Consider the following 24,242-nt stretch of genomic DNA (forward strand, 5'->3'; position numbering starts at 1 on the left):
ACGGCCCGTCGGCGGACGGGGCCCGGTGGGCGTGACCGGGGCTTGGTCTCCGGCCTGTCCCCCCGGCCCGGGGTCCGGCCCGGCGCCCGGCCCCGGCCGGTGGGTGGGACGAACGGTCAGTTCGCCGTACGGGTGGGCCGGGCGGGCGGGGCCGGGTGCGCGGGCCGGCCGGGTTCCTCGGCGGCCCCGACCGCGGCCCCGACCGCGGCCTCCGGCCGTGCGGTCGCCCCGTCGGCGGTCCGGCGCCCGGTGGGGAGGTCGCGGACGCGGCCGACGGGTGACAGGAGCAGGATCAGCGCCGCCAGGGGCACCCCGGCCGTGGCGATCCACATCGCCGGGCGCAGCCCGAGGGTGGTGCCGAGGACGCCGGCGAGGACGGCGCCGAGCGGGATGGTGCCGAAGTTGAGGACGGCGGTGCTGGCGGTGAGCCGGCCGAGCAGCTCGGGCGGGCAGTAACTCTGTTGGAAGCCGGACTTGATGACGTTCCCGGCCACCACCCCGGCCGAGACGCTGAACCCGCCCACGGCGTAGCAGAGGACGCCCGCGCCGCCGCTGGTGAGGGGGATGAGCAGGGCGAGCACGGGCAGGCCGAGTTCGAAGAGGACCATCGCCCGGGCGGTGCCCGTCCGGGCGGCGACCCGGCGGGCGGCGAACGCCCCGGCGACGCCCCCGCTCCCGGCGGCGGCGACGAGGCCGCCCACCGTGCCGGCGTCGAGTCCGACCTCGCGCACCAGGAAGGCCACCTGGATCGACTGGTACCCCATCAGCGCCAGGTTGGAGGAGGCGCCGAACAGGGCCAGGGCGCGCAGCCAGCGGTCCCCGGCGAGCAGCCGCAGTCCCACGGCGACCTCGCGGCCGAGCGCGCGGTCGGTGGTCCGCGCCGCCGGCGTCTCGCGGTGCCGGATCCGGCCCAGGCAGAGCAGCGAGACGAGGAAGGTCGCGGCGTTGGCGAGCATGCCGTTGGCGGCGCCCGCCAGCTGGGCGATCAGGCCGCCGGAGCCCAGGCCGACGATCTGCGCGGCGGAGGCGCTGCCGTGGAGCTTCGCGTTGCCCTCGGGTTGGTCCTCGGGGGCGAGCAGGTCGGGCAGGTAGGCGGTGTAGGCGGTCTGGAAGAAGACGGCCGCGGTGCCGGTGAGCAGCGCGACGGCGAGCAGCAGGCCGGTGCTCAACAGGTCGAACCACCCGGCGACCGGGACGGCCGCGAACAGGAGCAGCGAGACGGCCGCGGCGGTCAGCATGACGGGGCGGCGCGGTAACCGGTCGACCCAGACCCCGGCCGGCAGGCCGATCACCAGCCAGGGCGCCCAGGCGGCCGCGCTGAGCAGGCCGATCTCGAAGGTGGAGGCGTGCAGTTCGGTGACGGCGATCAGCGGCATGGCCACGCCGGTCACCGAGGCACCGAACTTGCCCGCGGTCTCGCCGCACCAGAGCAGCCGGAAGTCGCGGTGCCGGCGGAGGAGTCCGCCGCGGGCGCCGCTCATCGGGTTTCCTCCTGCCCGTCGCGCGGGCCGTCCTCGGCGCCGGCAGGTCCGAGGGCGGTCGGTCCGGCGGCAGCTCCGGCGCCGACGGCCTCGTGCGGACGGCGGGGGAAGGACTGGAGCTGGACGACGACGGGCAGCGCCTCCGGGTCGGGTGCGGCGTCCGGGTCGGGGGCGTACCGTTCGACGACGGCGGCCAACTCCTCGTTGAGCGACTTGAGTCGGGCCGGATCGAGGCGCAGGTGGCTCCAGTCGGAGATGCTGCCGACGTTGCGCCACTCGTCCGGCCAGTCCTCGGAGATGTACTCGTCGACCCGGTCGAAGAGGCGCCGGACCACCCCCTGGAGGTAGACGGAGAGCGGGCCGTGGCTCTCCGGGTCGTCGCGGAAGTCGGCGGTGTCGAGCCGGTTGGGGACGGGGACCCGCCGCCACCACCGTTCGCGCTTGGTGCCGCGGCCGGTCTCCTCCTCGATGAACCCGTGCTCGGCGAGGTGGCGCAGGTGCCAGCTGACCGTCCCGGTGTTCTCGCCGAGCCGCTCGGCGAGCAGGGTGGCGGTGGCGGGGCCGTCGAGGTTCAGCAGCTCGAAGATCCGCATCCGCAGCGGGTGGGCCAGTCCGCGCAGGCTGCGGGCGTCGAGGCGGCGGTGCGGGCGCGGGGCCGCAGGGGCCGGCGGGGCCTCAGGGGCTGAGGGGGTTGCCGCGGGTCGTGACGGGGCCGGGGGACGGGCATCGGGGAAGCCGGGATCGCCGGGCCGCTCGGTGGGCATGCCGGAATCCTAAGATGCAGAGACTTCTCTGCATAGAGGTGTCTGCAGAGAAGTCTCTGTAAGTTGAGCGGACGCTCCGGGCGGGCCCTGGGGCGGGGCCCGGAGATCACCCCCCCCGGCGCCCCGTCCGCCGCCCCTACGCTGCGCCGTCCGCCTCCTGACCCGGCGTCGGCTCAGCCGCGCCGCGCGTCCTCGCATGCCGGGCCAGGCTGTCGCGCAGCCGGGTCAGACGGCGGATCTCGGCGTCCAGCGCGGCCAGCCGCTGCTGCACCACCGGGGTGAAGGTGTCCGGCCCGCGGTCGCCGGTCGACGGGCAGCCGCGCGGCGGGTCCTCGGTGAGCAGGGCGAGCCGGTGAGCCTTGCGGGCCACGTCCTCGACGGTCAGGCCGAGCGCCAGCAGCTCGCGGATCACCCGCACCCGGGCCACCTCCTCCGGCCCGTACCTCCGCTGACCGGACGCCGTCCGCGCGGGCGGCGGCAGCAGCCCCCGCTGTTCGTAGAACCGCAGGGCCCTGGGCGTCGTGCCCGCCGCCGCCGCGGCGTCACCGATCCTCATACGCGTCCGTCCTCCCGCTCACGCCATGGCTACACTTCGACGATCGTCGCGCCGAAGATGCCGTCACCGTCGATCAGTCGGGGCAACGCCGACGGCGCCTGTTCGATGCCCGACACGACCGTGGTGGGCACGACGAGCTCGCCGGCCCGCAGCCATTCCCCCAGCCGCTGCCGCCACTCCGCCTCCAGGTCCGGGTGCTGCAGCCCGGCGAACCCGTGCACGGTGACGCCCTGGGACAGCAGACGGAAGCTGTCGACCACGGCCGGCGAGCTGCCGCCGCGGCGGTCCGGCGCCATCTGCCCGGAGAGCGCCCCGACCAGCGCGAACCGCGCCCCCGGCCGGGCCGCGTCGACGGCGGCCGTGAGCTGCTCGCCGCCGACCAGGTCGAGCAGCACGTCGATCCCCTCCGGTGCGGCCGCCGCCAACTGTTCGGCGAACGGCCCGGCGCCGCGGACCAGGACGGCGTCGTAGCCGAGCTCCTCGGTCAGCCGCTTCGCCTTGGCGGCCGAACCGGTGGTGCCGATCACCCGTGCGGCCCCCAGCAGCCGGGCCACCTGCCCCGCCACCGTGCCGACCGCTCCCGCCGCGCCCGTGACCAGCACGACGTCCCCCGCGCGGACCTCGGCCGAGCGGGTCAGCGCGCCGTACCCGGCGGACGCGGGGGAGAGCAGTGCGAGCGGGTCCGGGACGGCGCCGTCCACACGGGTGAACGAGGCCGCGTCGCCCACCGCGTGGTCCCGCCAGCCCTGGAGGTGGGTGACCAGGTCGCCCGGGCGGAGCGCCTCGTCCGCCGGCCGGTCCGGGCCCACGGCCAGGACCTCGGCCAGCGCCGGACCGAACAACGCCTGACCCGGCCCGATCGACGGCAGCGGAGTGTCCGTCAGCTCGCCGCCGATCAGGGTGCGCAGGCCGGGGAAGACCAGGAAGGCCCGGTTGCGCACCAGCACCTGGCCGGGGCCGGGGGCGGCCAGCGGCGTCTCGGCCAGCGCGAAGTGCTCGGGGCGGGGGAGGCCGGAGGGCGCGGCGACGAGCCGGACCTCGCGTGCGGTGGTGGGCAGGGGGAGGGACATGGCGGACTCCGAAACGGGACGGCGCGCGGCGGTCGGTCCGCCGCGGAGATGCGGGGACGGTAACCCCTGACGCGCGGGTCAGGGGCAAGGCCGTCGTGCCGTCCCTCTCCGTCGCGTCGTCCTCGACACCGGTGACGGCCTCGTCCGCTGTCGCTCCGTCACCGGCCGTCCTGTCACCGGCCGTCCGTGCGCCGCCACTCCGTGCGCCGCCACTCCGTGGAGGCCGTCATCGCCCACCGGGCGGTCCGATGATCTTCTAGAGTCGCCTCCGGTGCGACCGTACGACCGCACCGGACGCATCCCTGCGCACACCTGCACCACGGAGAGGCAGCACCCACCATGAGCGAGCAGCAGGCACCCGAGCCCTTCGAGCCCGTCGTCGAGGACTGGCAGACCGCCCTGGTCGTCGTCGCCCACCCCGACGACATGGAGTACGGCGGCGCCGCCGCCGTCGCCCGCTGGACGGCGCAGGGCAAGAAGGTCGTCTACGTCATGGTCACCAGCGGCGAGGCCGGGATCGACACCCTGGAGCCCGAACGGTGCGGCCCGCTGCGCGAGGCCGAGCAGATCGCCTCCGCCGCCCTGGTCGGCGTCGACACCGTCGAGTTCCTCGGCCACCGGGACGGCGTGATCGAGTACGGGGTGCCGCTGCGCCGCGACATCGCCCGCGCCGTCCGCCGCCACCGCCCCGACATCGTCATCACCAGCAACTTCCGCGAGACGTACGGCGGCGTCTTCCTCAACCAGGCCGACCACATCGCCGTCGGCCGGGCCACCCTGGACGGGGTGCGGGACGCGGGCAACCGGTGGGTCTTCCGTGAGCTGACCGCCGACGGCCACGAGCCCTGGGAGGGCGTCCGCCAGGTCTGGGCGGTGGCCTCCCCGGACTCGCGGCACGCGGTCGACACCACCGACCACTTCGACGCCGGCGTCGCCTCGCTGGAGGCGCACAAGGCGTACCTGGCCGGGCTGGGCGGCGCGATGGCCGACGCGCGCGGATTCCTGGAGAGTCTCGGGCGGTCGGCCGGCACCCGGCTGGGCACCCGGTTCGCCGTCCCGTTCGAGGTCTTCCCGCTGCGTTAGGCGGACGGAAGGGCGAGCAGTGGTGTTCCTCCTTCCTCAAGAGGAGGAACACCGCTGCCGGCGGGTCGGGCGGATACGGGGCGTCCTCTCCGGAATCCTCGATATCGGACCCCCGGATTCCCCGACCCCCGGATTTCCCGACCCCCCGAACGTTTCGCTGCCGGAGCGGCATTCGGTCGGATCAGGGCCGGGCGAGTCCGAATGAGACCGAATCGGCCGAACCGGGACGGGAAGGCCCGCCGGGACCGGTCGCGCCGCGGAGCGGCCGGTCAGTCCTCCGAGTGTTCGGGGTGTGCGGAGCCGTCGCCGACATCGCCCCCGGCGTCGCCCCCGGCGTCGTCGTCATCGCTCCGCCCCCGGCGACCCCGTCGACGGAGCAGCCGGTGCAGCACGAGCGCGGCGACGAGCAGGCCGAACCCGGCCAGCAACCAGAGCTGGTAACGCACCGCCGTCCGGTACACCGCCCCGATGTTGGCGCCGGCCAGGTAGCCGAAGGCGGACCAGACGCCCACCCAGAGCGCGGCCCCCAGGACGTTGAACGGCTGGAACCGGCGCCACGGCATCCCGGTGGTGCCGGCGATGATGCCGTTGGTCTGCCGCAGCCCGTCGATGAACCGGGCGACCGTGACCACCTTGCCGCCGTGCCGCGCGAAGAAGCCGTCCGCCCGCGCCATCCGCGCCGGTGTGAGCAGCACGTACGGTCCCCACCGGTGGACGAAGGCGCGTCCGCCGGTGGCGCCGATCAGATGACCCAGGCTGTTGCCGACCACCGCCGCGGCGAAGGCGATCGCCACCACGGCGGCGAAGCTCAGGTGCCCGGTGCCGGCGTAGACGGAGGCCAGCACGAGGATGGTCTGGCCCGGCGCCGGGATTCCGCAGTTGTCGAGCAGCACGAAGAGCGCCACCGCCGGGTAGCCGTACTGCTCCAGCAGCGGTGCGAGAGCCGCGAGCGGCCCGGGCAACGCCGGGTCGGCCGCCGCGAGGGCGGTCGTGGTCGCCGCCCCGGTGAGCGGTGCGGGAGGGAACGCGAACGGCACGACTCACCGCCCCGGGCCGCTGCGGCGCGGGGCGGCGGCCGCTGGGATCAGTGGATCGCCTTGCGGGGTTCGATGTTGCAGTCGGGGCCGGGGTAGATCAGGCCGGTGTGACCGTCCTCGAAGCGGACCATGTACGGCGGCTGGCCGTCCTGACCGCGCACTTCGACGATCTCGCCCTTCTGGTCGACCATACCCACCGCTCGGCTGTGGACGTGGAGCTGGTCACCTACCGCTGCGTGCATGGTCTTGCTCCTCGGGTAGCGGTGGCCGCACGGGCGGCCGTTCTGCCTTCCACTGTGCTGCGGGGGTGGCCCGCCCGCAACGGCGCACCGCGGCCCGGGGTCGTCTCCGGGCCGACGCCGGGGCCGCTTCCGGGCGCCGGCGCAGGGAGACGCTGCCGGGAGGTGCCCCCGGTCGCCGCCGGCGGGTCCGGCCCGGAGACCGGCCGCTCAGCGCGGGCCGAGGTGTTCGGCGAGGTAGCAGCGGACCAGCCGCTTGCACTCGGCGATCAACGCCGGATCGCCCTCCGGGTCGCCGCGGAAGGCCAGCTTGAGCACCGCGTCCGCCGCCTCCAGCGCCACGCGCAGTCCGAGCGTCAGTGCCGCCGGGTCGGTCGTGGCGAACAGCTCGCCACCGAGCGCCTGGAGGCGCAGCGCGACGGCGCCGTTGTTGTCCAGCTCGGCGTCCAGCAGATGCCGGTCGTCGTGGACGCCGGTCGGCCCCGCCGCCCCGGCCAGCCCGAAGTCCACCTGGCCGAAGCCCGGCACGCTCCGCTTCATCGCGACGAACTCCTCGACCGCCAGGTCGGTGAACCCGGCCGTCCCGGTGGGCGTCCCGGACCGCAGCCGGGTGTCGAGGCGGTGCAGGTAGTGGTCGAGGTTCCGGCCGGCCAGCGCGGCCAGCAGGTCCTCCTTGCCCGCGAAGAACTGGTAGAGCGTGCCGATCGGCACCTGGGCCCGCTGGGCCACCTCCTTGGTGGTGAGCGCGGCGGCACCGGCCTCGTCGAGCAGGGCGGCGCAGGCGTCGAGGATCCGCTCGTACCGTTCCTGGCTGCGCTGCTGCACCGGCCGCCGCCGGCCGGCACCGGTCCGCCCGGGGGCCTGGTGACTCCTCGTGTCCGCGCTCATGGGGCCACTGTGCCGCATCCGGCGCACGTCGGGCCAATCACCCGCGCGGACGTGGGGCGCGCGCCCGGAACCCTGTTCGGCCGCCCGTCTTCGCGCCGGTACCTCGCCCTCCCGCCCCCCTCCCGGGCGCCGCCCGCCGCCGTTCCGTCACCGCCGGCCGCCGTTCCGCCACCGCCCCGCCGCCGTCGGGGTGGCCGGTCCGGGGGCGGCGGAGGGATGATCGGAGACGTACCGCTTCCCCTGCCGGAAGGAAGCCCGGATGTCCGGCCCGACCGCCTCTCACCCCGACGCCGGGGGCGCGGGTGGCGCGCGCCTGAGGGTCACCACCAGCGAGCACGCCGTCAAGACGCTTGTCTGCCGGATCGAGGGCGAGGTGGACCACGAGAGCCGGCACGTGCTCGACGAGACGCTGTCGAGCGCTGTGGCGGCCGGTCCGGTGCTGCTGGTCGTCGACCTCGCCCCGCTCACCTTCGTCGACTCCGCCTGCCTCAACGCGCTCCTCCGGATCCGCCAGGAGGCCGAGGAGGCGGGGACCAGACTCGTCCTCGCCGGGCCCGGCCCGCAGATGCAACGGCTGTTGGCGGTCACCGGTACCGACGAGGTGTTCACCGTCTGGCCCAGCGTGCACGCGGTGCCCGGACTCGGCGCGCCGTAGGGCCGACCTTCACGGCGGCCGTCCCCATCGCCCGGCGCTCCGCGTGCCCGTGCCTGTCCGGGCGCACGCTGTGGGGACCCGGCCGGTGCCGGTGTCGGTGTCGGTGGCCGTGCCGGCCGGTCAGGCCGCCGGATACTGGTCCGGCGGGTGGATCGAGGAGAGCAGCGCGATGAAGCGCTCGGAGCCGCTGATGACGCCCGGCTGGTTGCTGCCGGGAGGGGCGGGTTCGACGGTCACCGTCTCGATCTCGCCTTCGTGCACCCACAGGATGTCCGGGGACAACCGGTGCTCGGCGGAGGCGCCGTCCCAGTTCTGCCGGATCACCATCGAGAAGGCGATCAGCTGGATACGGAGGTCGGTGCCGTCCACGGCCTGGAGGAAGAGGAACTCCTCGTGGGGGACCATGGCGAGGACGCCGAGGGGCGCGGGCCGGGTCAGCAGCTCGGGCGCGCGCAGGACGTGGGTGCAGGTGAAGCCGCTCTCACCCTCCACGGACACCATGGGGTTCGGCTTGCCGTCGTCGTCGAGGTCGACCGGGTGGGTGCGCAGGTTCCCCAGAGCGGCGTCCCACACCTCCTCCGCGCCGAGGTTCCAGGACTCGAACTGGGCCGGGGGCACCGCGGCCGACAGGTTGTCGGCGAAGCGCAGCACGAGGACGGCCGCCAGGTCGCCGGTGAGGGAGAGCGCCAACCCGTGGTGGTCGCCGACCGTGTCGGCGCGGACCAGCCTGGGCATGAGCAGGTGGCGCACCTCGTCGAAGCCCGCCCGGTAGAGGGCTTCGCGGCGGTCGCGCAGGGAGAGCTGCCCGTTGAGGTAGTCGACGGTGGCGCTGCGCCACTGGTCGTGGGGCAGGTCGCTGACGAGCCGGGCGATCTCGGCGAGGTCGAGCGCGATGCCCGGTTCGTCGGCTGCGCCGAGCCGCAGGTGCTGCCGGTCGCCGAAGTTCATCGGCGGACCGGAGTCGCTGCCGTCGAGGAAGATGTCGGCCAGTACGTCCTGGAACGCCTGCCACTCGGCCGGGCCGAGCCAGGAACACCAAGGAGGCACAGGGGAGTTACCGAGGTCGCCGGACTTCTTGGCCCGTCGGAACAGAGGCATGCCGCACAGCGTAGAGGGCTTCGCCGCCGTGCGGGAGTGCGCAGACGTACCGGTTCGGGTGCGGCTCCTGAGGCCCGGGGTGACGCAGGCTCCGGTCGTGGCGCGGAACGAATATGACGCCGCGTCAGGCCATGGCTTCCCGTGGACTCCGGAGGGCTGCCGCCAGTACGGCGGCGGCCCGCGCGACCAGTGGTTCGTCCGCCGGCGCGGCGGCGTCCCGCTTGGTGGACAGGACGGCCAGGACGACGTGCGCCCCGTCCGGTGTCCGGGCGACGCCGACGTCGTTGGTGGCGCCGTAGCCGCCGGTGCCGGTCTTGTCCGCGAGGGACCAGCCCTCGGGGAGTCCGGCGCGGAGGCGGGCGGCGCCGGTGGTGTTGGCGCGCAGCCACGCGGTCAGCCGCCGTCGGTCCTGCGGGGGGAGGGCGTCCCCGAGCACCAGTTCCCGGTGGCTGCGTCCGATGGCGGCCGGGCTGGTGGTGTCCGTCGGCCGCCCCGGTTCGGCGGAGTTCAGCTCGGGCTCCCACCGGTCGAGCCGCGTCACGCCGTCGCCGAGGGATCGGGAGAAGCGGGTGATCGCCGAAGGTCCGCCGAGCTCGCGGAGCAGGAGGTTGTCGGCGGCGTTGTCGCTGTGGGCGATGGCGGCGGCACACAACTCCGCGACGGTCATGCCGTTCGCGAGGTGCTCGGGCCTGCCCGTGATCGGGGCGTACCCCGCGTCCGTGACGTCCTTCGCGGTGTACCGGATCCGCCGGGCGAGGAACTCGCCGTCCCGGTCGAGGTCCCTGAGGATCGCGGCGGCGGTGAGCGTCTTGTGCACCGAGCAGATCGGGAAGAGCTCGTCGGCCCGGTAGCCGACGGTCCTGCCGGTGACGGTGTCCTGCGCGAACACGCCCAGGCGGGCGTCGTGCTGCCGTTCGAGGTCGGCCAGCCTCCTGATCGCCGCGTCGCCGCTCGGCGGGCCGCCGCCCGAGGCGCGCGCCGCCCCGCCCGCCGGCATCGCCGCCGTGAGCGCCGCGCCCGCACCGAGGGCCAGCACTGCGCGACGGCCCGGGCGCCCTGTGAAGGTCTCCACGACCGTGTCCTCCTCTGTTCGGTGACCGTTCCCCGGAGTGGGCGGACGTCTCCGCGGTCGGATCGGTTCGTCCACTTCCTGCCCCTCCTACCCCAACCGGCCGGACGCCCACCCCCGACGTCGCCGGCCGCCCGTCGGACGCGTCTGGCGTTTCGGCCGCCGACCATTAACATGAGTATCCCTCATGTTCGTCCATGGGCGTTCACCGCCACGTGAGCAGGGAGTCCGGCCATGCCGCACCGACTCGACCTCCCGGCGGGCTTCCGCTGGGGAGCCTCCACCGCCGCCCACCAGATCGAGGGGGCGGTGGACGAGGACGGCCGGGGACCCTCCGTCTGGGACACGTTCGCCGCCCGCCCCGGCACCGTCCGCGACGGCCACACCGGGGCGGTGGCCTGCGACCACTACCACCGCTACCCCGAGGACATCGCCCTGATGAAGGGCCTCGGGCTGGACGGCTACCGCTTCTCCATCGCCTGGCCCCGCGTGCAGCCCACCGGCGAGGGCGCGGTGAACCCCGCCGGCCTCGACTTCTACGACCGCCTGGTGGACGCCCTGCTCGCCGCCGGCATCACCCCGCTGCCCACCCTCTTCCACTGGGACCTCCCGCAGACCCTGGAAGACGCGGGCGGCTGGCTGAACCGCGACACCGCGTACCGCTTCGCCGAGTACACCGCGATCGTCGCCGACCGCCTGGGGGACCGCGTCCCCGCCTGGATCACCCTCAACGAGCCCTTTGTGCACATGGTCTACGGCTACGCCCTCGGCATCCACGCCCCCGGCCGTGCCCTGATGCTCGACGCCCTGCCGGTGGCCCACCACCAGCTCCTCGCCCACGGCCTGGCCGCCGCCGCGCTGCGCGAACGCGGCCTGGACGTCCTGGTCGCCAACAACCTCACCCCCGTGTGGCCCGCCTCGTCCGCCGACGCCGACCTCGCCGCCGCACAGGCCTACGACGTCCTCCACAACCGCCTGTTCACCGACCCCCTCCTCCTCGGCCGCTACCCCGACCTCTCCGCCTACGGCGTCGGCCCCGACCTCGGCGGCAGCGTCCACGACGGCGACCTGAAGCTCATCACCGCCACCCCGCTCGACGGCCTCGGCGTCAACTACTACAACGCCACCCGCATCGCCGCACCCACCGAGCCCGGCCTCCCCTTCGCCGAAGCCCCGATCGAGGGCGTCCCCCGCACCGCCTTCGACTGGCCCGTCGTCCCCGACGGCCTGCGCGAACTCCTCACCGGCCTCCGCGACCGCTACGGCGCCGCCCTCCCGCCCGTCACCATCACCGAGAACGGCTGCTCCACCACCGAGGAGCTCGACGACACCTTCCGCATCGACTACCTCGCCGGCCACCTCGACGCCCTCGCCGCCGCTGTCGCCCAGGGCGTCGACGTCCGCGGCTACTACACGTGGTCCCTCCTAGACAACTACGAGTGGGCCGAGGGCTACCACCAGCGCTTCGGCCTCGTCCACGTCGACTTCGAGACGCAGAAGCGAACCCCGAAGGCGTCCTACGCCTGGTACCGCGACCTGATCGCGGCCCACCGGGCCCGGCAGGCGGGATAGTCGGGCTCACCGAGGGGGCGATGCACCGCGCGAGCGGGCGTGGCCGGGGCAGGGCTCGTCGTGGAGACCGCCGGCCGCCTGCTCGGACGCGTCCCGCCGTGGCCGCGCGATGCCGGGTGCGAGTCGCGGGGCCGGGGCCTGCGGCTCGCACCGGGCAGCTGCGGTCACTCCGCCTCGTCGGCCTCGCCGGCGGGTTCTTCGGGGGACCAGCGGAGCGTCACGTTGAAGTGGACGCCGGCGGTGCCGCCCGCCAGGATCACGCCGACGCTGCCGTCCAGCTTGACGCCGAACCCGACCTCGATCTCGTCGGGCCGGCGTGGCAGGGCACGGAACGCTTCGATCACGTCGGATGCCGTGTTGACCACGGTGTGCAGCGAGTCCCGCACCGTGGCGCCCGCTCGCTCCAGAGTTCCCCGGCCGGCAGGCGCGACGCCTGTGCCGGTGTCCTCGCTCTCGACCACCAGCGTCCCGCCGGACGCGAGGGCGAATTCGGTACGTGTTGTCACTTGGCCTCCTGGCCCGGGGATGAGTGTGCGCAGACGGAGCTCTGCGTCGACTGCGGATAGGCGTCGGCCCGGACCTTGTCCAGCCCGGCGAGGATCGTCGGCAGTCGGGTCGGGTCGTTCAGATAGTCGAGCACCGCGCGGTTGAACGCGGCCGCCATGCTGCTGGGCATGCTGTCCGAGGCGTCGAAGCAGAGGATGGCGGACGAGGTCAGCAACTCGTCGATCCGGCGGGCGACGCTGCCGGTGGCGTGACCGGACGCCAACCGCGTGGCGACGGCGCGGTTGGCGGAGAAAGCCGACTCCGGCTGCAGGCCCGGCCAGATCTGCTGGGCCTGCGGGCTCGCGAGGAAGGCCATGAACCGCTCCGCCTCGGGCGAGTCGTGGAACATCGCGACGAGATCTCCCGACACCTCGTACGCCGGCGTCGGCGTCGGCCGGAACTCTGGGAACGGGACGAAGTCGTAGTCCTTTCCCGGGAGGGGTTTGGTCACTGCGGTGGGGTCCGGGGTGACGGGGGCGCCGTGCTCGAAGTAGCAGCCGGGCGATGCGGTGAAGAGCGGGTAGGCCCCCTCGCCGTAGCCGGTCAGGAGCGCGGTCAGCGGGCCGCCGTGGATCGAGCCCTGTGCGGTGAAGATCTGGCCCCATGCCTGCCAGGCCTCTCTGACCTGCGGCGATGTCCAGTCGAGCTTGCCGTCGACCCAGTCCGTGTAGAGGTCGGCACCCGACTGGTGCAGCAGGATGTCCTCGATCCAGTCGGTGCCCGGCCACCCCGAGTTGGGCGGGTCGGCCAGGGCCAGGCACCAGGGCGTGGCGCCCCGCTGGACCATCGACCGGCCGACGCCCACCAAGCCGGCCCAGCTGTCGGGCGGCTGGGTGGCGAGCCGCTGGGGTGCGTACCAGATGAGACTCTTGACGGAGGCTTTGACCATGACCGCGTACGGATCGCCGTTCACGGCCTCCCCGGCGCGGGACCACGGGGGGCCGTAGTCGGACCTCAGCAGATCGACGAGTCCGCTGCCGAGTGCCCTGTCCTGGAAGCGGTCCAGCCGGACCAGGTCGCCCTGCTGCGCGTAGGAGCGCAGCGCCCCGGGGTTCGCCATGACAGCCAGGTCCGGTGCCTCGCGCTTCTGTACGGCGGCCCGCAGTACCTGGTCGAGCGCCCGGGTGGGGGAGGCGTGGACGGTGATGCCGGTCTCGGCCTTGAAGGCCGTGAGTACTGCTTGGAAGGAGTTCCGCTCGGCCTCGGCGGTCCAGGGTGTCATGATGACCAGGACGCGCCGGCCGGACGAGCCTCCGAGGCAGGCGGCCGACGCCGCCAGCAGGGTGAGGACCAGAAGGAGCCGGAGAGCTGCCTGTCGCCTCTGCCGCATCACTGGCCTCCGAACCGGTACTCGTCGATGCGCGGATTCAGCGCGAGAGCGGCCGCCGTGGCTGCGACTGAGGTCAGCAGCGCGAGAAGTGCCAGGAGGACGGAGGAGTAGGCCTCCGCGTCGGTGGCACCACTGGTGAACGCGGCCTCGGCCTCGGCCTGGTGGTGACCTGTCCGCTCCGGCTCGGCGGTCGCGGGTCCGGACGCCTGCGGTGCCAGGTGGGTCCCGCAGGACCCGGCGGCCGGGCACGCCTGCGTGACGATGGCGTACAGGTCCCCGTCGGCCTCGGCGGCGGACCGGCTCGCCTGCTCCTGTGCCAGGGTGACGGCTCGGACGAACGGACCGTCCAGGGCCGAGCGCAGGCGTCCGTCCGAGACGTGGAGCGACAGACCGCACAACAGGGCCGTCGCGGTGAGGGCGAGCACGGCAGTCGTCAACCGGATGCTCAACCGACGCCGGAACCGACGGCGCAGCACCGACTGTGTCCGCGCGAAAAGCGCCAGCACCAGCGCGAACGGCACCAGGAACAGCAGATCTGCGGTGCGCGCCAGCCACACCGAACCGCGCCGGTCGGCCAGCGCGGCGTTCTCCTCCGTCCGCAGCCGGTTCAGCGTGTTCGAGACCTCCCGGTACTGCAGGGTCGCGTACCACAGGGCCGGCACGGCGCGGGTGAGCTCACCGGTCTGCCGGTAGTCGGCGGCGGCCTGTTCGAGCTCGGCGTTGTAGTTGACGACGAGCCCCTCGACGAGTTGCAGATCGCTGGTGACCGTCGCGCCCGCCACGGTGTCCCCGGCCAGTTCCGCCAGGTTCTGGTTGATCGCGGCGATGTCGTTCCGGTACTGCTCGCCGAGTCCGCCGAGGACCACGGTGCCCTGCCGGAAGCCGTGCACCGCCGCGCGTTGGGCATCCGCGAGCGCGCCGTACGCGGCCTCGGCCCGGAGTACCGCAGGGGCGGCCCGCCCGCCGACGGCGTCGGTTCCGCCGTGTGCCTGGCTGGACACCACCAGGCACAGCGCCCCGGTCAGCAGGCTGCCCGCCACCAGCGCCCCGCGGAGCCGGCGCAGGGTGCGCGCGGTCGTGGAGGGCGTCGCCGGTTCGTCCGCCACCGGTTCGGGCGCCACCGCGGGCGGGGCCGTCATCTGCCCGTCACCGGTGAGCTGCCGGTGAATTCGTAGTCGCAGTCGAGGTTCTCGCAGTACCGTGCGCCGGCCACCGCGACCCGGCCGCACCTCGGGCAGTCGGGCCCCGGGGCCGACGGGAACCCGGGCGCCGGATCGGCCCGCGTCGTCGGGGTGCGCGAGAGGCCGTACGAGGTGCTGGTGGCCGTGCCCATCATGGCCTGCAGGACGTAGTCCGGATCAAGCTCCGGTAGCAGGCTGACCACGCCGCGAACGGCATCCTCGACCCGGACGACCTTGCCCAGCCGCCGGAGCGCGTCCTCGTTGCGCAGCTCGGTGGCGAGCGCCACGGCCCGGCCCCAGGCATCGCGCGCCCCGTGGCGGTCCCCCTGGCGGAACAGCGCCCCGCCGCGCCATCTGAGGTCGTACAGCTCCTTCTCCCGCTCGTGGCGGCGCCGATCGGCGCCGAGGACGGTCTCCGGGGCCGGCTGGTCGAGCCAGCGCGCGCTGATCACCTCCACCGGGCTGACGGGTGTGGCCAGTTCGGTGCCGATCGATCCGGTGACCACTTCGATGGAAGCCAGGGTCTCCGCGTCGGCGCCGACCGTCCGGTCGCCGGTCACGGCGAAGGTCGCGACATACCGGCGCGCCTCGCTGCTCCAGGGGCCGGTCGGGTAGTCGGCCGCCGCCGTTCCGGCCAGCGGCAGGCGGTGGCCGACCAGGTCGGCCAGCGCCGGGTGGGCCTGTTCGAGGACGGACACCGACACTCCCGGTGCGCAGCGCACGCGCAGGGCCAGGTCGGACAGCGTGCGGCCCATGGCGACGCGGATCAGTGCGCGGAAGTCGGGCGCCAGGTCGGCCAGGTCGGGCACCGCGTCCGCGGTGCCCTGGAGCTCCTCGGCGATCCGTCGCAGTTCGGCGGGCTCCCAGTCCGCGCCGATACCGCGGGCGTCGCAGGTGAACACGGAACGGCAGTCGGCGAGCACGGTCTCCATCGACCGCGCCGACCGGTCCTGGTGCTCGTTGCGTCCGTCGGTGAGCAGGAGCGCGTGGCAGATCAGATCGCCGTGCGGCTCGAGCAGTTCACGGGCCTTGTCGAGCCAGGCGCCGATGACCGTGCCCTGGGCGCCGGGGGCGATCCGGTTGACGGCCTGCTTCGCCTCCGCGCGGGTGACGGCGTTCGCCGGGGCGAGGAAGGACTCCCGAGGGTAGATCATGGTTGCCTGGTGGGTGCCGGCGACCACCGCGAAGCGGGTTCCCTCGCGCAGGGTGTCGATGGCGGCGCAACTCGCCTCCTTGGCACGTTGGAGTTTGGTGCGCGGATCGCTCATCGACCCCGATTGGTCCAGCAGGATGACCTCGGCGAACTGCGCATCGGTCGGCGGGCTCGCCCGCCGGTCGGCTGCGGTGCTCGCGACCACGCTGAGGTAGACGTGCACCTCACGTTCGTCCAGGGAACGGTACTTGTCGAAGTTGGCCTCCAGGGTGACTCTCGGTGCTTCGGCCATGTGCCAATTCCTCTTCTGTAGGGGAAGATTGACGATCCGTCCAGGAGTGCCGGGTCACTGCGTGGTGACCGGCCTCACGGCGTTGGCCAGATCGACGAGAACGGTGTGGCGGTTCGCGTCCGGTGCCCCGTGGGCGAACGCCCGGTATTCCTTCTCCAGGTCCGACCGGAGCTCGTGCTCCGTGACGTCGTCGTCGGAGGGGGTCAGGCCCGGTCGCGGGGTGCGCCGGCGGTCGAGCCTGGCCTCCAGGATCAGGGTGGCCAGCCGGCGCCGCTCGGGTTCGTCCAGCGGCAGTGTGGCCAGCACCTGTTCGGCCTCGGCGAGGTCCGTTCGGTCGGGCAGGCCCCCGGGGCCCGCGCCGAGCCGCCCTGTGAGAATCCGCAGCGCGGCGATCCGCGCCGCCCGATGGTGCGGTGAGGTGTCGGGAATCTGCCTCAACGCCGAGACGGCACCGGCCCGGTCGCCGCGCCGGAGCCTCGTCCGGGCGTGGCCGAAGGCGGCGCTCTCGTGCCAGCTGTCGGTCCGCCACACCGCCAGGTAGGCCGCCGATGCGGCGTCGAGCTCCTCCTCGGTCGCCGCTCGGTACTCGGCGCACAGTGCCAGTGCGAGCTGCGGCGCGAGCTCGCCCGGCAGCATCTGGTGGCAGGAGGTGAACATCTTCTCCGCGCCGCCGAACTGCTGCTCGGCCAGGGCTGTCAGCCCCTCGTGCCAGTTGAGCCGCCACCCGGGCCGCAACAGGCCCCTCGCCCGGTCCAGCGCGGCGCGCGCCGCCCCGATGTCGTCGAGCCGCAGGTGGAGTCGGCAGCGCAGCAACTCGACCTCGGGCGAGGAAGCACGGGCGGAGGCCGGGACGGGATCGGCGTAGGAGGCGAGTTGGGAGAGGGCGACCGCCGGATCGGTGCTGACCGACGCCCGGAGGAAGCCGGCGGCGGAGTCGCGGGCGTCGACCAGCGGCTCGGGCAGCCCGGCCGCCGCCATGACCGGGGTGGGCGGCGCGGTGGCGAGCGGGCGGCAGCTGCCCTCGACCGCCGCCCGCAGCGCCGCGGTGCTCGTCCACCGGTCGAGCGGCGGCACCGTCCCGAGCCCGGGGTCGATCAGCGTGGTGGAGCGGGCGAAGAGCAGTGACGGCGCGGTGTACTGGGTACTGTCCCGGTGGGACACCAACTCGCGCAGCACACCGCTCAGTTGGCCCGCCAGATCGGCTGCCGAGGCGAAGCGCAGCTGCGGATCGTGATGGGTGGCGCGGCTGATGAGCCGGCGCAGCGAGGTGAAGCGGGCACTGTCCGGGTCGGCGGTGTACCACCGGAAGAGCGACTCCAGGGTCCTGCCCACCGTGTGGAGGTCGGTGGCGACGGTGGGCCCGGTGACCATCAGCTCCGGGGCCATGTACTCCTCCGAGTACGCTCCGCTGCCCACTGCCCCGGCCTCGCGCACCGCGCCGAGGTCGATCAGCTTGATCCGGGAGCCGTACACCATCAGGTTGCTCGGCTTCAGGTCGCAGAACAGGTACCGGCTGTCGTGGAGGTACTGGAACGCCCGGAGCACGCGCAGGACGTAGCCGATGACCTGCTCGGTCTCCAGCCGGCCGAACAGCTCCGGGCGCTCCAGGGAGTAGCCGGGTACGTACTCCATCACGAGGTAGCCGTGGTAGCCGTGCTGGGACCCGCCTGCCGGCTCGTGTGTCACGAAGTCGTAGATGTCGACGATGTCGTCGTGTCTGAGCTCGATCAGGAACCGCTTCTCCTCGGCGGCCTCCTCGACCCGCGCGGGGTCCGCCGCGTCGATCAGGCCTTTGAGCGCCACCGGACGGTTGTTCAGGCGCTCGTCGTGGGCGAGGTAGACCCAGCCGAAGCCCCCGTGCCCGATGCAGCCCTCGACCCGGTAGCGGTCCGACAGCAGGTCGCCCCGGCTGAGTCTCGGCACGAACGAGTAGGCCGTCCCGTCGTACGGGCAGCGCCCCTCCAACAGGCTCGGCTGGCCGTCGAGACCCGTGCCCACGGGGCGGCGGCAGGCGGGATCGGGGCAGAGCCTGCGCTCCTCCGGGATTCGCGGAGCGGCTCTGACCGCGCGGTCCGGCTCCGGTCCGGCGATCGTCGGCAGTGTGACGAGGCCCAGTCCCCACCAGGGGTCGTCGCCGAAAGGGCGCGGCGGCTGTACGGGCTCCGCGGGGCGCGCGGACGGCACCGCGCCGCGGTTGGTGCTCACCGCAACCGACCGCCCCGGGGCCCGCTCCCCGGTGCTGCCTACGGCCGGCAGGCGGCCACCGCCCGTCGGCGCGGCCACCGGCGGCGGAAGCAGGCAGCGCCGGCAGTAGGTGGTCGCGTCGAGTTCGCCACCACAGCCAGGACGGTTGCACCGGTTCATGCCTGCCTCCCGTCGATCTCGCGCCGAACGGCCCGGTGGTACTCCTCGACCCGGAGCTCGGCGAGCGGCAGGTCGCATCCACCGCTGTAGAGCAGCCGCCGGGCCGCCTCGTACGAGTCGCCCAGTTCCTCGATCAGGCCGCGCGCCGCGGCCTCCGAACGGTAGGCGTCCAGCCGCCCCCGGGCCCGGTTCCGCCGGGCGAGCAGGGCCGTGCACTCGGCGTTCAATCGCCGGGCCCGCACCAGCGACCGGGCGGCTGCCTCCTCGCAGGAGCCGAGTTCCCTCAGCAGCCATCCCCGGAGGGTGGACCCGGCGGCGGCCGGGCCGGTGTCCCGCAGCACCCGCAGACGGACCGCGAGCGCGGCCGCGCCGGCGACCTGTGGCGGCGGTGCGCCGAGGATCCGCGGCGCGACGTAGTCACGGCGCGCCCGGGCGTCGCGCTCGGCCGCGTCGACCTCCTCGACCAACCGGCCGAGCCGCCCGAGTCGGTCGCCGAGCTCTGTCTCTCCGCCGTGCCGACCGCTCGGCGAGACGGCCGCGGCGGGCTGCCCGAGGCTCGCCGCGACCGCACTGCGGACATAGCGCGGAGGGTCGCCGTGGTAGGCGAGCAGCAGGCGCACGCCGATGCTCGACGCCCGCGCGGCGATCGGTTCCAGCAGCCGGTAGTACAGCTCTCCGGGGTCGGCCGCCAGGTCGACCGCGTTGACCACGACAACTATCGGTGAGCCCAACTCCTCCAACTGGTGGGCGAGGTCATCGGTGACACGGTCGGTCAGCAGACTCAGACTCTTCGCGAGCTGCTGGGCGACCTGCTCCGTCGTCCGCCCGGTCGCGTCGACGGCGGCGTCCACCTCGCCCAGCTGCGGGACGGTGCCGGGCGGGGCGCCGCTCACGGTTTCGTCGGGGGCCGCCCGACGGTAGCCCGGCACCGTCAGGCCCACCAGCCGGGACGTCAGCGCGACCGCGCCGCCACCGCCGATCGCACAGACCCCGCCCGGCCCGTCGGACGCCAGCCAGCCGACCAGGTGCCGGGTCAGTGCGAGCTGCACCGGGTCGTCCAGGACCTCCGGGACCTGCGGCGACGGCCAGTCGCCCGGCAGCACCTGCGAGGTCCGGCTCGTCAGGTGCCCGTCGAGCACCGCGCTCGCGTACCTGTACAGCGTCCGGACCGCGATCATCCAGCTGCTCTCGGCGAGCGGTGCCCGGACAACCGCGATCACGCCGAGGATCTGACCGTCCGCGGCGAGTGCCGCCGCACCGCTGAACCCACGGTCGACGCGCTGCTCCAGTACCGCGTCGAGCTGGACCCGCTCCCCGGTGAAGTCGTACGAGGTGATCCTCGCATTGACCAGTTGGCCGTTGTCGGTACCCGCCGGGAAGCCGAAGATTCGCACGATCTCGTCGTGCTGCCAGGTCCGCCGGATCCTCGCGCGCGGCGCGCCCGGCACCACGGACCGCAGGGCGAGGATCGCCACATCCCCGCGCTGGTCCGGTAACGGCGGCTGCCAGCAGCTCTCGACAACGGTCGCCGGATAGGCGTCGTCGGGACGTCCGGCGATCCGGACCCGGACCTCGCGATCGGCTTCACGCCCGGCGTCGATGGCCTCCTCGACCACATGCGCACACGTCAGCACGTACTCGCCGTCGAGCATCGTCCCGGCACCGTGCACGCGCCCCTGGGTGTCCTCGATGCGCGCCAGCCAAGGATCCTCCCGCCCCATGGCGAAAACGCTACGCCAGAAAGGATCTGACAGGTAGTCATCTCACATGATCGGATCAGGTTGTGAACACCGATCCCGGGCGGAAGGCTGCTGCCGGCCAGGGTCGTCGAGTGCCGAAACGCGTGGCCGGGTCGCCGCGCGGGCGCCGGCCGGAGCCCGGCATCGTTCGGCGCGGTCGGTCGTGCTGCCAGCCCCGGGGGAGGGCGGCGAACAGCGGAGCACCGGCCGCCCGGCGGAGCCGGTACGGGCCGCAGGCGCGGTCGGCAGCTCACCATGGAGACCCTCGTCGCCGACGCCGGGCCGAGGCCGTCCGGCATGGCGCGCAGTTGCTCCGGACGCACTGCTGGGCCGGTGAGGACGGCCGCCTGGTGCGCGAGTACGAGGAGTTGGGCCTCACGGCGGCCCTGGAGTTCGAGGAACTCCGATCGGACGGATCGCTCTGGCCGGGCCGGGTGCTGCAGACCCGGGTGTGAGCGGCCGGCCCTCCCGGCCCCGGATCGCCGCGGCTCTGCTCCGCGGCCTCGTCCACCTGGACTCCCCGGAGTCCACGTCCTGGCCGGCACCGCCCCGGCGGGCCCAGCACCCACCTGCCCGGCTCCCCGCGCGTCGTGAACGGCCCCGGCAGGGGCGCGAAGCGCTACCGGGCGCCGTCGGCGGGTGTCTGCAGCCTCGCCCGGTAGGCGCGCTTCTTGACGAGCGCGCCGCAGGTCTTCATCGAGCACCAGCGGCGGGCACCCGCGCGCGAGGTGTCGACGAAGGGGACACCGCAGTCGGGGTTCCCGCAGATGCGGACGCGGGTGCGGTGCTCCGACGCGCAGAGGGCGATCAGATCCCGGGCGACCGTCGAGAGCACCGCCGCGACCGTGTCGCCGTGCCAGCGCACGGTGGTCGCGTCTGGGGCGAGTTCGGGCGTCGAGGGGGGTTCGGCGGCGGCGCGGTTGACGAGCGCGACGTCCTCGGGCGAGGGCGGCGCGGAGTCCGCCAGGGCGAGGCCGGTCCGCTGGATCGCCTCACGCAACCGCCTGGCGCGGCCGAGGTCGGCCTCGGTGCAGGGCGGCGCCGCTGTCGTGCAGTCGCTCTCGACGGCCCAGCGGCTCAAGTCCTCGGGCCGGGCCAGCCGTTCGAAGGGCGCGTCCGCGCCGCGGTCGGCCAGGGTGCCCGCGAAGGCGAAGCACAGTCGCGCGTCGTCGAAGCGGAAGTCGGCCTTGGCGCGCTGGCGCCCCTCGCGGCTGCCGTCCCTGTCGTCCCTGTCGTCCATGTCCACCACTTTAAGTGGTTGACACGATTCCGGGCAAACGGCTAGCTTCCAAGTCCACCACTTAAACCGGTAGACTTTGGGCGGCTGCTCGCCGCTCCCGCCACCCCCCCCCGCAGCACGAGGAGGCCGCGCCATGCGAGCCGCAGTCATCGAGGAACTCCACAAGCCGCTCGTCATCCGCGACGTGCCGGAACCCGCCTGCCCGCCGGACGGCGCGATCGTGCGCGTCGGGGCGAACGGGATCTGTCGGACCGACTGGGCCCTGTGGGCGGGGGAGTTCTGGACGGGCGGACCGCGTGTCGAGGCCCCGTTCGTCCTCGGCCACGAGTTCGCCGGCACCGTCGTGGAGGTCGGCCGCGAGGTGCGGGGGTGGAAGGAGGGAGACCGCGTCATCTTCCCGATGAACCCCGGCGAGGGCGCGTGCGAGATGTGCCGCAGCGGCAACCAGCACGTCTGCGAGCACGTGGACTCGCTCGTACCGGGGGTCTCCTACTGGGGCGCCTTCGCCGAGTACGTCATGGTCCGCTTCGCCGACGTCAACCTGGTCGAAGTACCGGAGGGCGTCGACTTCGTCGACGTCGCCGCGCTGGCCTGCCGCTACATGACCGCCTTCCACGGCGTCGTCGACCAGGCGCGGGTCCGCGGCGGCGAGTGGGTCGCGGTGTACGGCGCCGGGGGCGGCATGGGACTGTCGACGGTCGAGATCGCCGCGGCGACGGGCGCCAACGTCATCGCGATCGACATCACGGAAGACAAGCTGGACGCCGCACGCGCACTCGGCGCCGTCCACACCGTCAACGCGGCGACCGACGACCCCGCCGAAGCGGTGAAGACCCTCACCGGCGGCGGTGCGCACGTGTCGGTCGACGCGGTGGGCATCGCCGCCGCCTGCCGCAACTCCGTCCTCTCCCTGCGCACCCGGGGCCGCCACCTCCAGCTCGGTCACACCACCGCTGCGGAACAGGGGGACGTCGCGCTGCCGGTCGACGTCATGATGGTCAAGGAACTGGAGTTCCTGAGCGCCTTCGGCATGCAGGGCCAGCGCTTCGGCACGATGTTGAACATGATCGCCGCCGGCCGCCTCGCCCCCGGCCGCATCGTCTCGCGCACCGTCGGCCTCCACGAGGCGAGCGAGGTCCTGGAGTCCCTGGAGACCTACGGACCCACCGGTGTGGTCGTCATCGACTCGTTCCGCCCCTGAAACGCCTCTCCCGAAAGCAGGAACGACCATGCCCGCATCCCGTCAACTGATGGACCCGGAACTGAGCCTGGCCCTCGACGCGGTCCCCATGACCCCCAACGGCGCGTTCGACCTGACGGACCTCGCCGCAACGCGCGCGGCGTTCCGCGCCCAGGCCGAGGCCGCCGCCGACGCCCAACCCGGCGACCCGTCGGTGACCGTCGAGACGCACCTCGCGAGCCGGACGGACGGCCCCGACGTACCGATCCGCCTTCTGCGTCCCACCGGAGCGCCCGGACCTCTGCCGGTCCTGCTCTGGTTCCACGGCGGCGGACAGGTGCTCGGCTTCGCCGCCCAGGACGACCCGTGGCTCACCCGGCTCGGCGCGAGCGTCGGCTGCGCCGTCGCCGTGGTCGACTACCGGCTCGCCCCCGAGACACCCGCCCCCGGCGCCGCCGAGGACGGCTTCACCGCCTACCAGTGGCTCGGCCGCGAGGCGGACGCCCTGGGCCTGGACGGCGCCCGCATCGGCATCGCGGGCCAGAGCGGCGGCGGAGGCGTCGCGGCGGCCACGACCCTGCTGATCCGCGACCGCGGCGGCGTGACACCCCTGTTCCAGTCACTCACCTATCCCATGCTCGACGACCGCAACCGCACCGCGTCGAGCCACGAGATCACCGACATCGGCATCTGGGACCGCTCGACCAACGTGCTCGCCTGGCAGGCGATCCTGGGCGACCGCGCCGGCACCGACGACGTCTGCCCCTACTCCGCCCCCGCGCGCACCACCGACCTCGGCGCCCTGCCACCCACCTTCATCACCGTCGGCGACCTCGACTGCTTCCGCGACGAGGACCTCGACTACGCGGCCCGCCTGCGGGCCCACGGCGTCCCGGTCGAACTCCACCTCTACCCCGGCGCGTACCACGCCTTCGACCTCATCGCCCCGCACTCCCGACTCGCCACCGCCTTCCACCAGACCTGGTCCAACTACCTCACCCGCCAGTTCCACGCCTCCCCTTCCCTCGTCTGACACCACGCCGCCGCGGTCCGCTGGCCATTTCCGGGGGGCATCAGTTCGCGGGACGCCCGGCCGGCGCCTTCCGGCCGGGCGCCCCACCGGTCTCCCCGTGCCGCGGTCCGACGGCCGCGGCACCGGACGCTGGGCCCCGCGCGAGGCGGGCCGAGCGACGCCTCCGGACAGGACGGTGGGCGGAGTAGGGGCACACCCGTGCGGCCTGCGCGGGGCGATTTGTTTCGGGAGCGGAATGGGAGTACGTTCTCCCAGTCGCTCGACAGGGAGCACCGGACACGCATCGGCGCGGACGGTCCCGGGGCGGCCAATCCTTCGGAACACCACTTCCCGGTTCGGCCTGGGTCGCGCCTGCCATGTGCAGGCCTGCCTGGGTGGGTATTCGGCGTGCTCGCTTTCTGGGATTGCGGCCGGGTTCGCTTTTCGGAGCGGCGGTCGGCTAGAGTTTGAAACGTCGGACGGGGCGTCAAGCCGCAGAAGACACTGGTGAGTTGGACGAAGGAAGCGCCGGAAGCGGAGCGGAAAGCGTCTGATAAGCTGAAAGTACGAAAGCGAGTCAGGTGAGTGAAACTCCGGAAAACGGAGCGGAAAACGTCTGGTAAGCTGGAAACACGAAAGAACGAAGCGCCCGGAGGGCCGGTGTGAAAGCCGCCTGAAGGAAGTGTCCGTTCC

General features: G+C 73.6%; 22 protein-coding genes. 6 read left to right on the forward strand and 16 right to left on the reverse strand.

Annotation, left to right across the window (positions count from 1 at the left end):
- Nucleotides 1–116: 116 nt before the first annotated feature.
- The 4 genes from ACFWIC_RS07890 to ACFWIC_RS07905 form a co-directional block, all read right to left on the reverse strand.
- Entirely contained in the window at nt 117–1,481 is a 1,365-nt protein-coding gene (locus ACFWIC_RS07890) for an MFS transporter (protein WP_380516788.1), read from the reverse strand.
- Entirely contained in the window at nt 1,478–2,245 is a 768-nt protein-coding gene (locus tag ACFWIC_RS07895; RefSeq protein WP_380516791.1) for an ArsR/SmtB family transcription factor, read from the reverse strand. Before ACFWIC_RS07895 ends, ACFWIC_RS07890 begins: the two co-directional genes overlap by 4 nt.
- 136 nt (nt 2,246–2,381) lie before the next feature.
- A complete protein-coding gene (locus ACFWIC_RS07900; RefSeq protein WP_329947762.1) occupies nt 2,382–2,801 on the reverse strand; it encodes a MerR family transcriptional regulator in 420 nt (139 codons plus the stop codon).
- A gap of 29 nt (nt 2,802–2,830) precedes the next feature.
- On the reverse strand, nt 2,831–3,871 hold the full coding sequence (locus tag ACFWIC_RS07905; protein ID WP_380516794.1) for an MDR family NADP-dependent oxidoreductase: 1,041 nt from the start codon (nt 3,869–3,871) through the stop codon (nt 2,831–2,833).
- A gap of 339 nt (nt 3,872–4,210) precedes the next feature.
- On the opposite strand from ACFWIC_RS07905, the gene ACFWIC_RS07910 reads away from it, so the two are divergent.
- Nucleotides 4,211–4,954 (forward strand): PIG-L deacetylase family protein, encoded by a 744-nt coding sequence (locus tag ACFWIC_RS07910; RefSeq protein ID WP_380516797.1) that lies wholly within the window; start codon nt 4,211–4,213, stop codon nt 4,952–4,954.
- A gap of 269 nt (nt 4,955–5,223) precedes the next feature.
- On the opposite strand, the gene ACFWIC_RS07915 is transcribed toward ACFWIC_RS07910, so the two are convergent.
- The 3 genes from ACFWIC_RS07915 to ACFWIC_RS07925 form a co-directional block, all read right to left on the reverse strand.
- Entirely contained in the window at nt 5,224–5,991 is a 768-nt protein-coding gene (locus tag ACFWIC_RS07915) for a DedA family protein (protein WP_380516800.1), read from the reverse strand.
- A gap of 47 nt (nt 5,992–6,038) precedes the next feature.
- On the reverse strand, nt 6,039–6,233 hold the full coding sequence (locus ACFWIC_RS07920) for a DUF1918 domain-containing protein (protein WP_329885046.1): 195 nt from the start codon (nt 6,231–6,233) through the stop codon (nt 6,039–6,041).
- Nucleotides 6,234–6,440: 207 nt separating this feature from the next.
- A complete protein-coding gene (locus tag ACFWIC_RS07925) occupies nt 6,441–7,118 on the reverse strand; it encodes a TetR family transcriptional regulator (RefSeq protein WP_329885047.1) in 678 nt (225 codons plus the stop codon).
- A gap of 259 nt (nt 7,119–7,377) precedes the next feature.
- Between ACFWIC_RS07925 and ACFWIC_RS07930 the strand changes: the two genes are divergently transcribed.
- Nucleotides 7,378–7,773, forward strand: coding sequence for an STAS domain-containing protein (locus ACFWIC_RS07930; RefSeq protein WP_329947766.1), 396 nt, complete (start codon nt 7,378–7,380; stop codon nt 7,771–7,773).
- A gap of 120 nt (nt 7,774–7,893) precedes the next feature.
- On the opposite strand, the gene ACFWIC_RS07935 is transcribed toward ACFWIC_RS07930, so the two are convergent.
- Both ACFWIC_RS07935 and bla read right to left on the reverse strand, forming a co-directional pair.
- Nucleotides 7,894–8,871, reverse strand: a complete 978-nt coding sequence (locus tag ACFWIC_RS07935; protein ID WP_329947767.1) for a hypothetical protein — start codon at nt 8,869–8,871, stop codon at nt 7,894–7,896.
- Nucleotides 8,872–8,995: 124 nt separating this feature from the next.
- Nucleotides 8,996–9,943: a class A beta-lactamase gene (gene bla, locus ACFWIC_RS07940; protein ID WP_380516805.1), complete on the reverse strand. Its 948-nt coding sequence runs from the start codon at nt 9,941–9,943 to the stop codon at nt 8,996–8,998.
- A gap of 231 nt (nt 9,944–10,174) precedes the next feature.
- Here bla and ACFWIC_RS07945 point away from each other — a divergent pair, with 231 nt between their 5' ends.
- Nucleotides 10,175–11,512, forward strand: coding sequence for a GH1 family beta-glucosidase (locus ACFWIC_RS07945; protein WP_380516808.1), 1,338 nt, complete (start codon nt 10,175–10,177; stop codon nt 11,510–11,512).
- Between the two features lie 164 nt (nt 11,513–11,676).
- On the opposite strand, the gene ACFWIC_RS07950 is transcribed toward ACFWIC_RS07945, so the two are convergent.
- The 6 genes from ACFWIC_RS07950 to ACFWIC_RS07975 all read right to left on the reverse strand — a co-directional run bounded on the left by ACFWIC_RS07950 (nt 11,677) and on the right by ACFWIC_RS07975 (nt 20,099).
- Nucleotides 11,677–12,018, reverse strand: a complete 342-nt coding sequence (locus ACFWIC_RS07950) for a CU044_2847 family protein (RefSeq protein ID WP_380516811.1) — start codon at nt 12,016–12,018, stop codon at nt 11,677–11,679.
- Nucleotides 12,015–13,388, reverse strand: a complete 1,374-nt coding sequence (locus ACFWIC_RS07955; RefSeq protein ID WP_380516814.1) for an ABC transporter substrate-binding protein — start codon at nt 13,386–13,388, stop codon at nt 12,015–12,017. The genes ACFWIC_RS07950 and ACFWIC_RS07955 overlap by 4 nt, the downstream gene beginning before the upstream one ends.
- Nucleotides 13,388–14,527 (reverse strand): hypothetical protein, encoded by a 1,140-nt coding sequence (locus ACFWIC_RS07960; RefSeq protein WP_380359543.1) that lies wholly within the window; start codon nt 14,525–14,527, stop codon nt 13,388–13,390. The genes ACFWIC_RS07955 and ACFWIC_RS07960 overlap by 1 nt, the downstream gene beginning before the upstream one ends.
- The gene (locus ACFWIC_RS07965; protein WP_380516817.1) at nt 14,524–16,014 is read right to left on the reverse strand and encodes a VWA domain-containing protein; all 1,491 of its coding nucleotides are present in this window, start codon (nt 16,012–16,014) and stop codon (nt 14,524–14,526) included. Before ACFWIC_RS07965 ends, ACFWIC_RS07960 begins: the two co-directional genes overlap by 4 nt.
- 54 nt (nt 16,015–16,068) lie before the next feature.
- Nucleotides 16,069–18,219, reverse strand: a complete 2,151-nt coding sequence (locus ACFWIC_RS07970) for a tetratricopeptide repeat protein (protein ID WP_380516820.1) — start codon at nt 18,217–18,219, stop codon at nt 16,069–16,071.
- A gap of 155 nt (nt 18,220–18,374) precedes the next feature.
- Nucleotides 18,375–20,099: a trypsin-like peptidase domain-containing protein gene (locus ACFWIC_RS07975; protein ID WP_380516823.1), complete on the reverse strand. Its 1,725-nt coding sequence runs from the start codon at nt 20,097–20,099 to the stop codon at nt 18,375–18,377.
- A gap of 326 nt (nt 20,100–20,425) precedes the next feature.
- Between ACFWIC_RS07975 and ACFWIC_RS07980 the strand changes: the two genes are divergently transcribed.
- The gene (locus ACFWIC_RS07980) at nt 20,426–20,572 is read left to right on the forward strand and encodes a hypothetical protein (protein ID WP_380516826.1); all 147 of its coding nucleotides are present in this window, start codon (nt 20,426–20,428) and stop codon (nt 20,570–20,572) included.
- A gap of 164 nt (nt 20,573–20,736) precedes the next feature.
- Here the strand turns inward: ACFWIC_RS07980 and ACFWIC_RS07985 are convergent, their stop codons facing one another.
- The gene (locus ACFWIC_RS07985) at nt 20,737–21,357 is read right to left on the reverse strand and encodes a CGNR zinc finger domain-containing protein (protein ID WP_380516829.1); all 621 of its coding nucleotides are present in this window, start codon (nt 21,355–21,357) and stop codon (nt 20,737–20,739) included.
- 133 nt (nt 21,358–21,490) lie between these two features.
- On the opposite strand from ACFWIC_RS07985, the gene ACFWIC_RS07990 reads away from it, so the two are divergent.
- Both ACFWIC_RS07990 and ACFWIC_RS07995 read left to right on the forward strand, forming a co-directional pair.
- Nucleotides 21,491–22,558 carry an alcohol dehydrogenase catalytic domain-containing protein gene (locus tag ACFWIC_RS07990; RefSeq protein WP_329885066.1) on the forward strand — a complete coding sequence of 356 codons (1,068 nt, stop codon included), beginning with the start codon at nt 21,491–21,493 and terminating at the stop codon, nt 22,556–22,558.
- A 28-nt stretch (nt 22,559–22,586) separates the two neighbouring features.
- Nucleotides 22,587–23,570: an alpha/beta hydrolase gene (locus ACFWIC_RS07995; RefSeq protein ID WP_380359557.1), complete on the forward strand. Its 984-nt coding sequence runs from the start codon at nt 22,587–22,589 to the stop codon at nt 23,568–23,570.
- Nucleotides 23,571–24,242: the final 672 nt, after the last annotated feature.

Source organism: Kitasatospora sp. NPDC127035 (genome assembly GCF_042726075.1).
Classification (GTDB): Bacteria; Actinomycetota; Actinomycetes; order Streptomycetales; family Streptomycetaceae; genus Kitasatospora.

Excerpts from the sequence above, each read along its gene's own strand:
- ACFWIC_RS07900 (WP_329947762.1), bottom strand. The coding sequence starts at position 2,801 with ATGAGGATCGGTGACGCCGCGGCGGCGGCGGGCACGACGCCCAGGGCC.
- ACFWIC_RS07965 (WP_380516817.1), bottom strand. The coding sequence starts at position 16,014 with ATGGCCGAAGCACCGAGAGTCACCCTGGAGGCCAACTTCGACAAGTAC.
- ACFWIC_RS07890 (WP_380516788.1), bottom strand. The coding sequence starts at position 1,481 with ATGAGCGGCGCCCGCGGCGGACTCCTCCGCCGGCACCGCGACTTCCGG.
- ACFWIC_RS07905 (WP_380516794.1), bottom strand. The coding sequence starts at position 3,871 with ATGTCCCTCCCCCTGCCCACCACCGCACGCGAGGTCCGGCTCGTCGCC.
- ACFWIC_RS07995 (WP_380359557.1), top strand. The coding sequence starts at position 22,587 with ATGCCCGCATCCCGTCAACTGATGGACCCGGAACTGAGCCTGGCCCTC.
- ACFWIC_RS07930 (WP_329947766.1), top strand. The coding sequence starts at position 7,378 with ATGTCCGGCCCGACCGCCTCTCACCCCGACGCCGGGGGCGCGGGTGGC.
- ACFWIC_RS07935 (WP_329947767.1), bottom strand. The coding sequence starts at position 8,871 with ATGCCTCTGTTCCGACGGGCCAAGAAGTCCGGCGACCTCGGTAACTCC.
- ACFWIC_RS07990 (WP_329885066.1), top strand. The coding sequence starts at position 21,491 with ATGCGAGCCGCAGTCATCGAGGAACTCCACAAGCCGCTCGTCATCCGC.
- ACFWIC_RS07920 (WP_329885046.1), bottom strand. The coding sequence starts at position 6,233 with ATGCACGCAGCGGTAGGTGACCAGCTCCACGTCCACAGCCGAGCGGTG.
- ACFWIC_RS07925 (WP_329885047.1), bottom strand. The coding sequence starts at position 7,118 with ATGAGCGCGGACACGAGGAGTCACCAGGCCCCCGGGCGGACCGGTGCC.
- ACFWIC_RS07985 (WP_380516829.1), bottom strand. The coding sequence starts at position 21,357 with ATGGACGACAGGGACGACAGGGACGGCAGCCGCGAGGGGCGCCAGCGC.
- ACFWIC_RS07960 (WP_380359543.1), bottom strand. The coding sequence starts at position 14,527 with ATGACGGCCCCGCCCGCGGTGGCGCCCGAACCGGTGGCGGACGAACCG.
- ACFWIC_RS07910 (WP_380516797.1), top strand. The coding sequence starts at position 4,211 with ATGAGCGAGCAGCAGGCACCCGAGCCCTTCGAGCCCGTCGTCGAGGAC.
- ACFWIC_RS07955 (WP_380516814.1), bottom strand. The coding sequence starts at position 13,388 with ATGCGGCAGAGGCGACAGGCAGCTCTCCGGCTCCTTCTGGTCCTCACC.
- ACFWIC_RS07975 (WP_380516823.1), bottom strand. The coding sequence starts at position 20,099 with ATGGGGCGGGAGGATCCTTGGCTGGCGCGCATCGAGGACACCCAGGGG.
- ACFWIC_RS07895 (WP_380516791.1), bottom strand. The coding sequence starts at position 2,245 with ATGCCCACCGAGCGGCCCGGCGATCCCGGCTTCCCCGATGCCCGTCCC.
- ACFWIC_RS07945 (WP_380516808.1), top strand. The coding sequence starts at position 10,175 with ATGCCGCACCGACTCGACCTCCCGGCGGGCTTCCGCTGGGGAGCCTCC.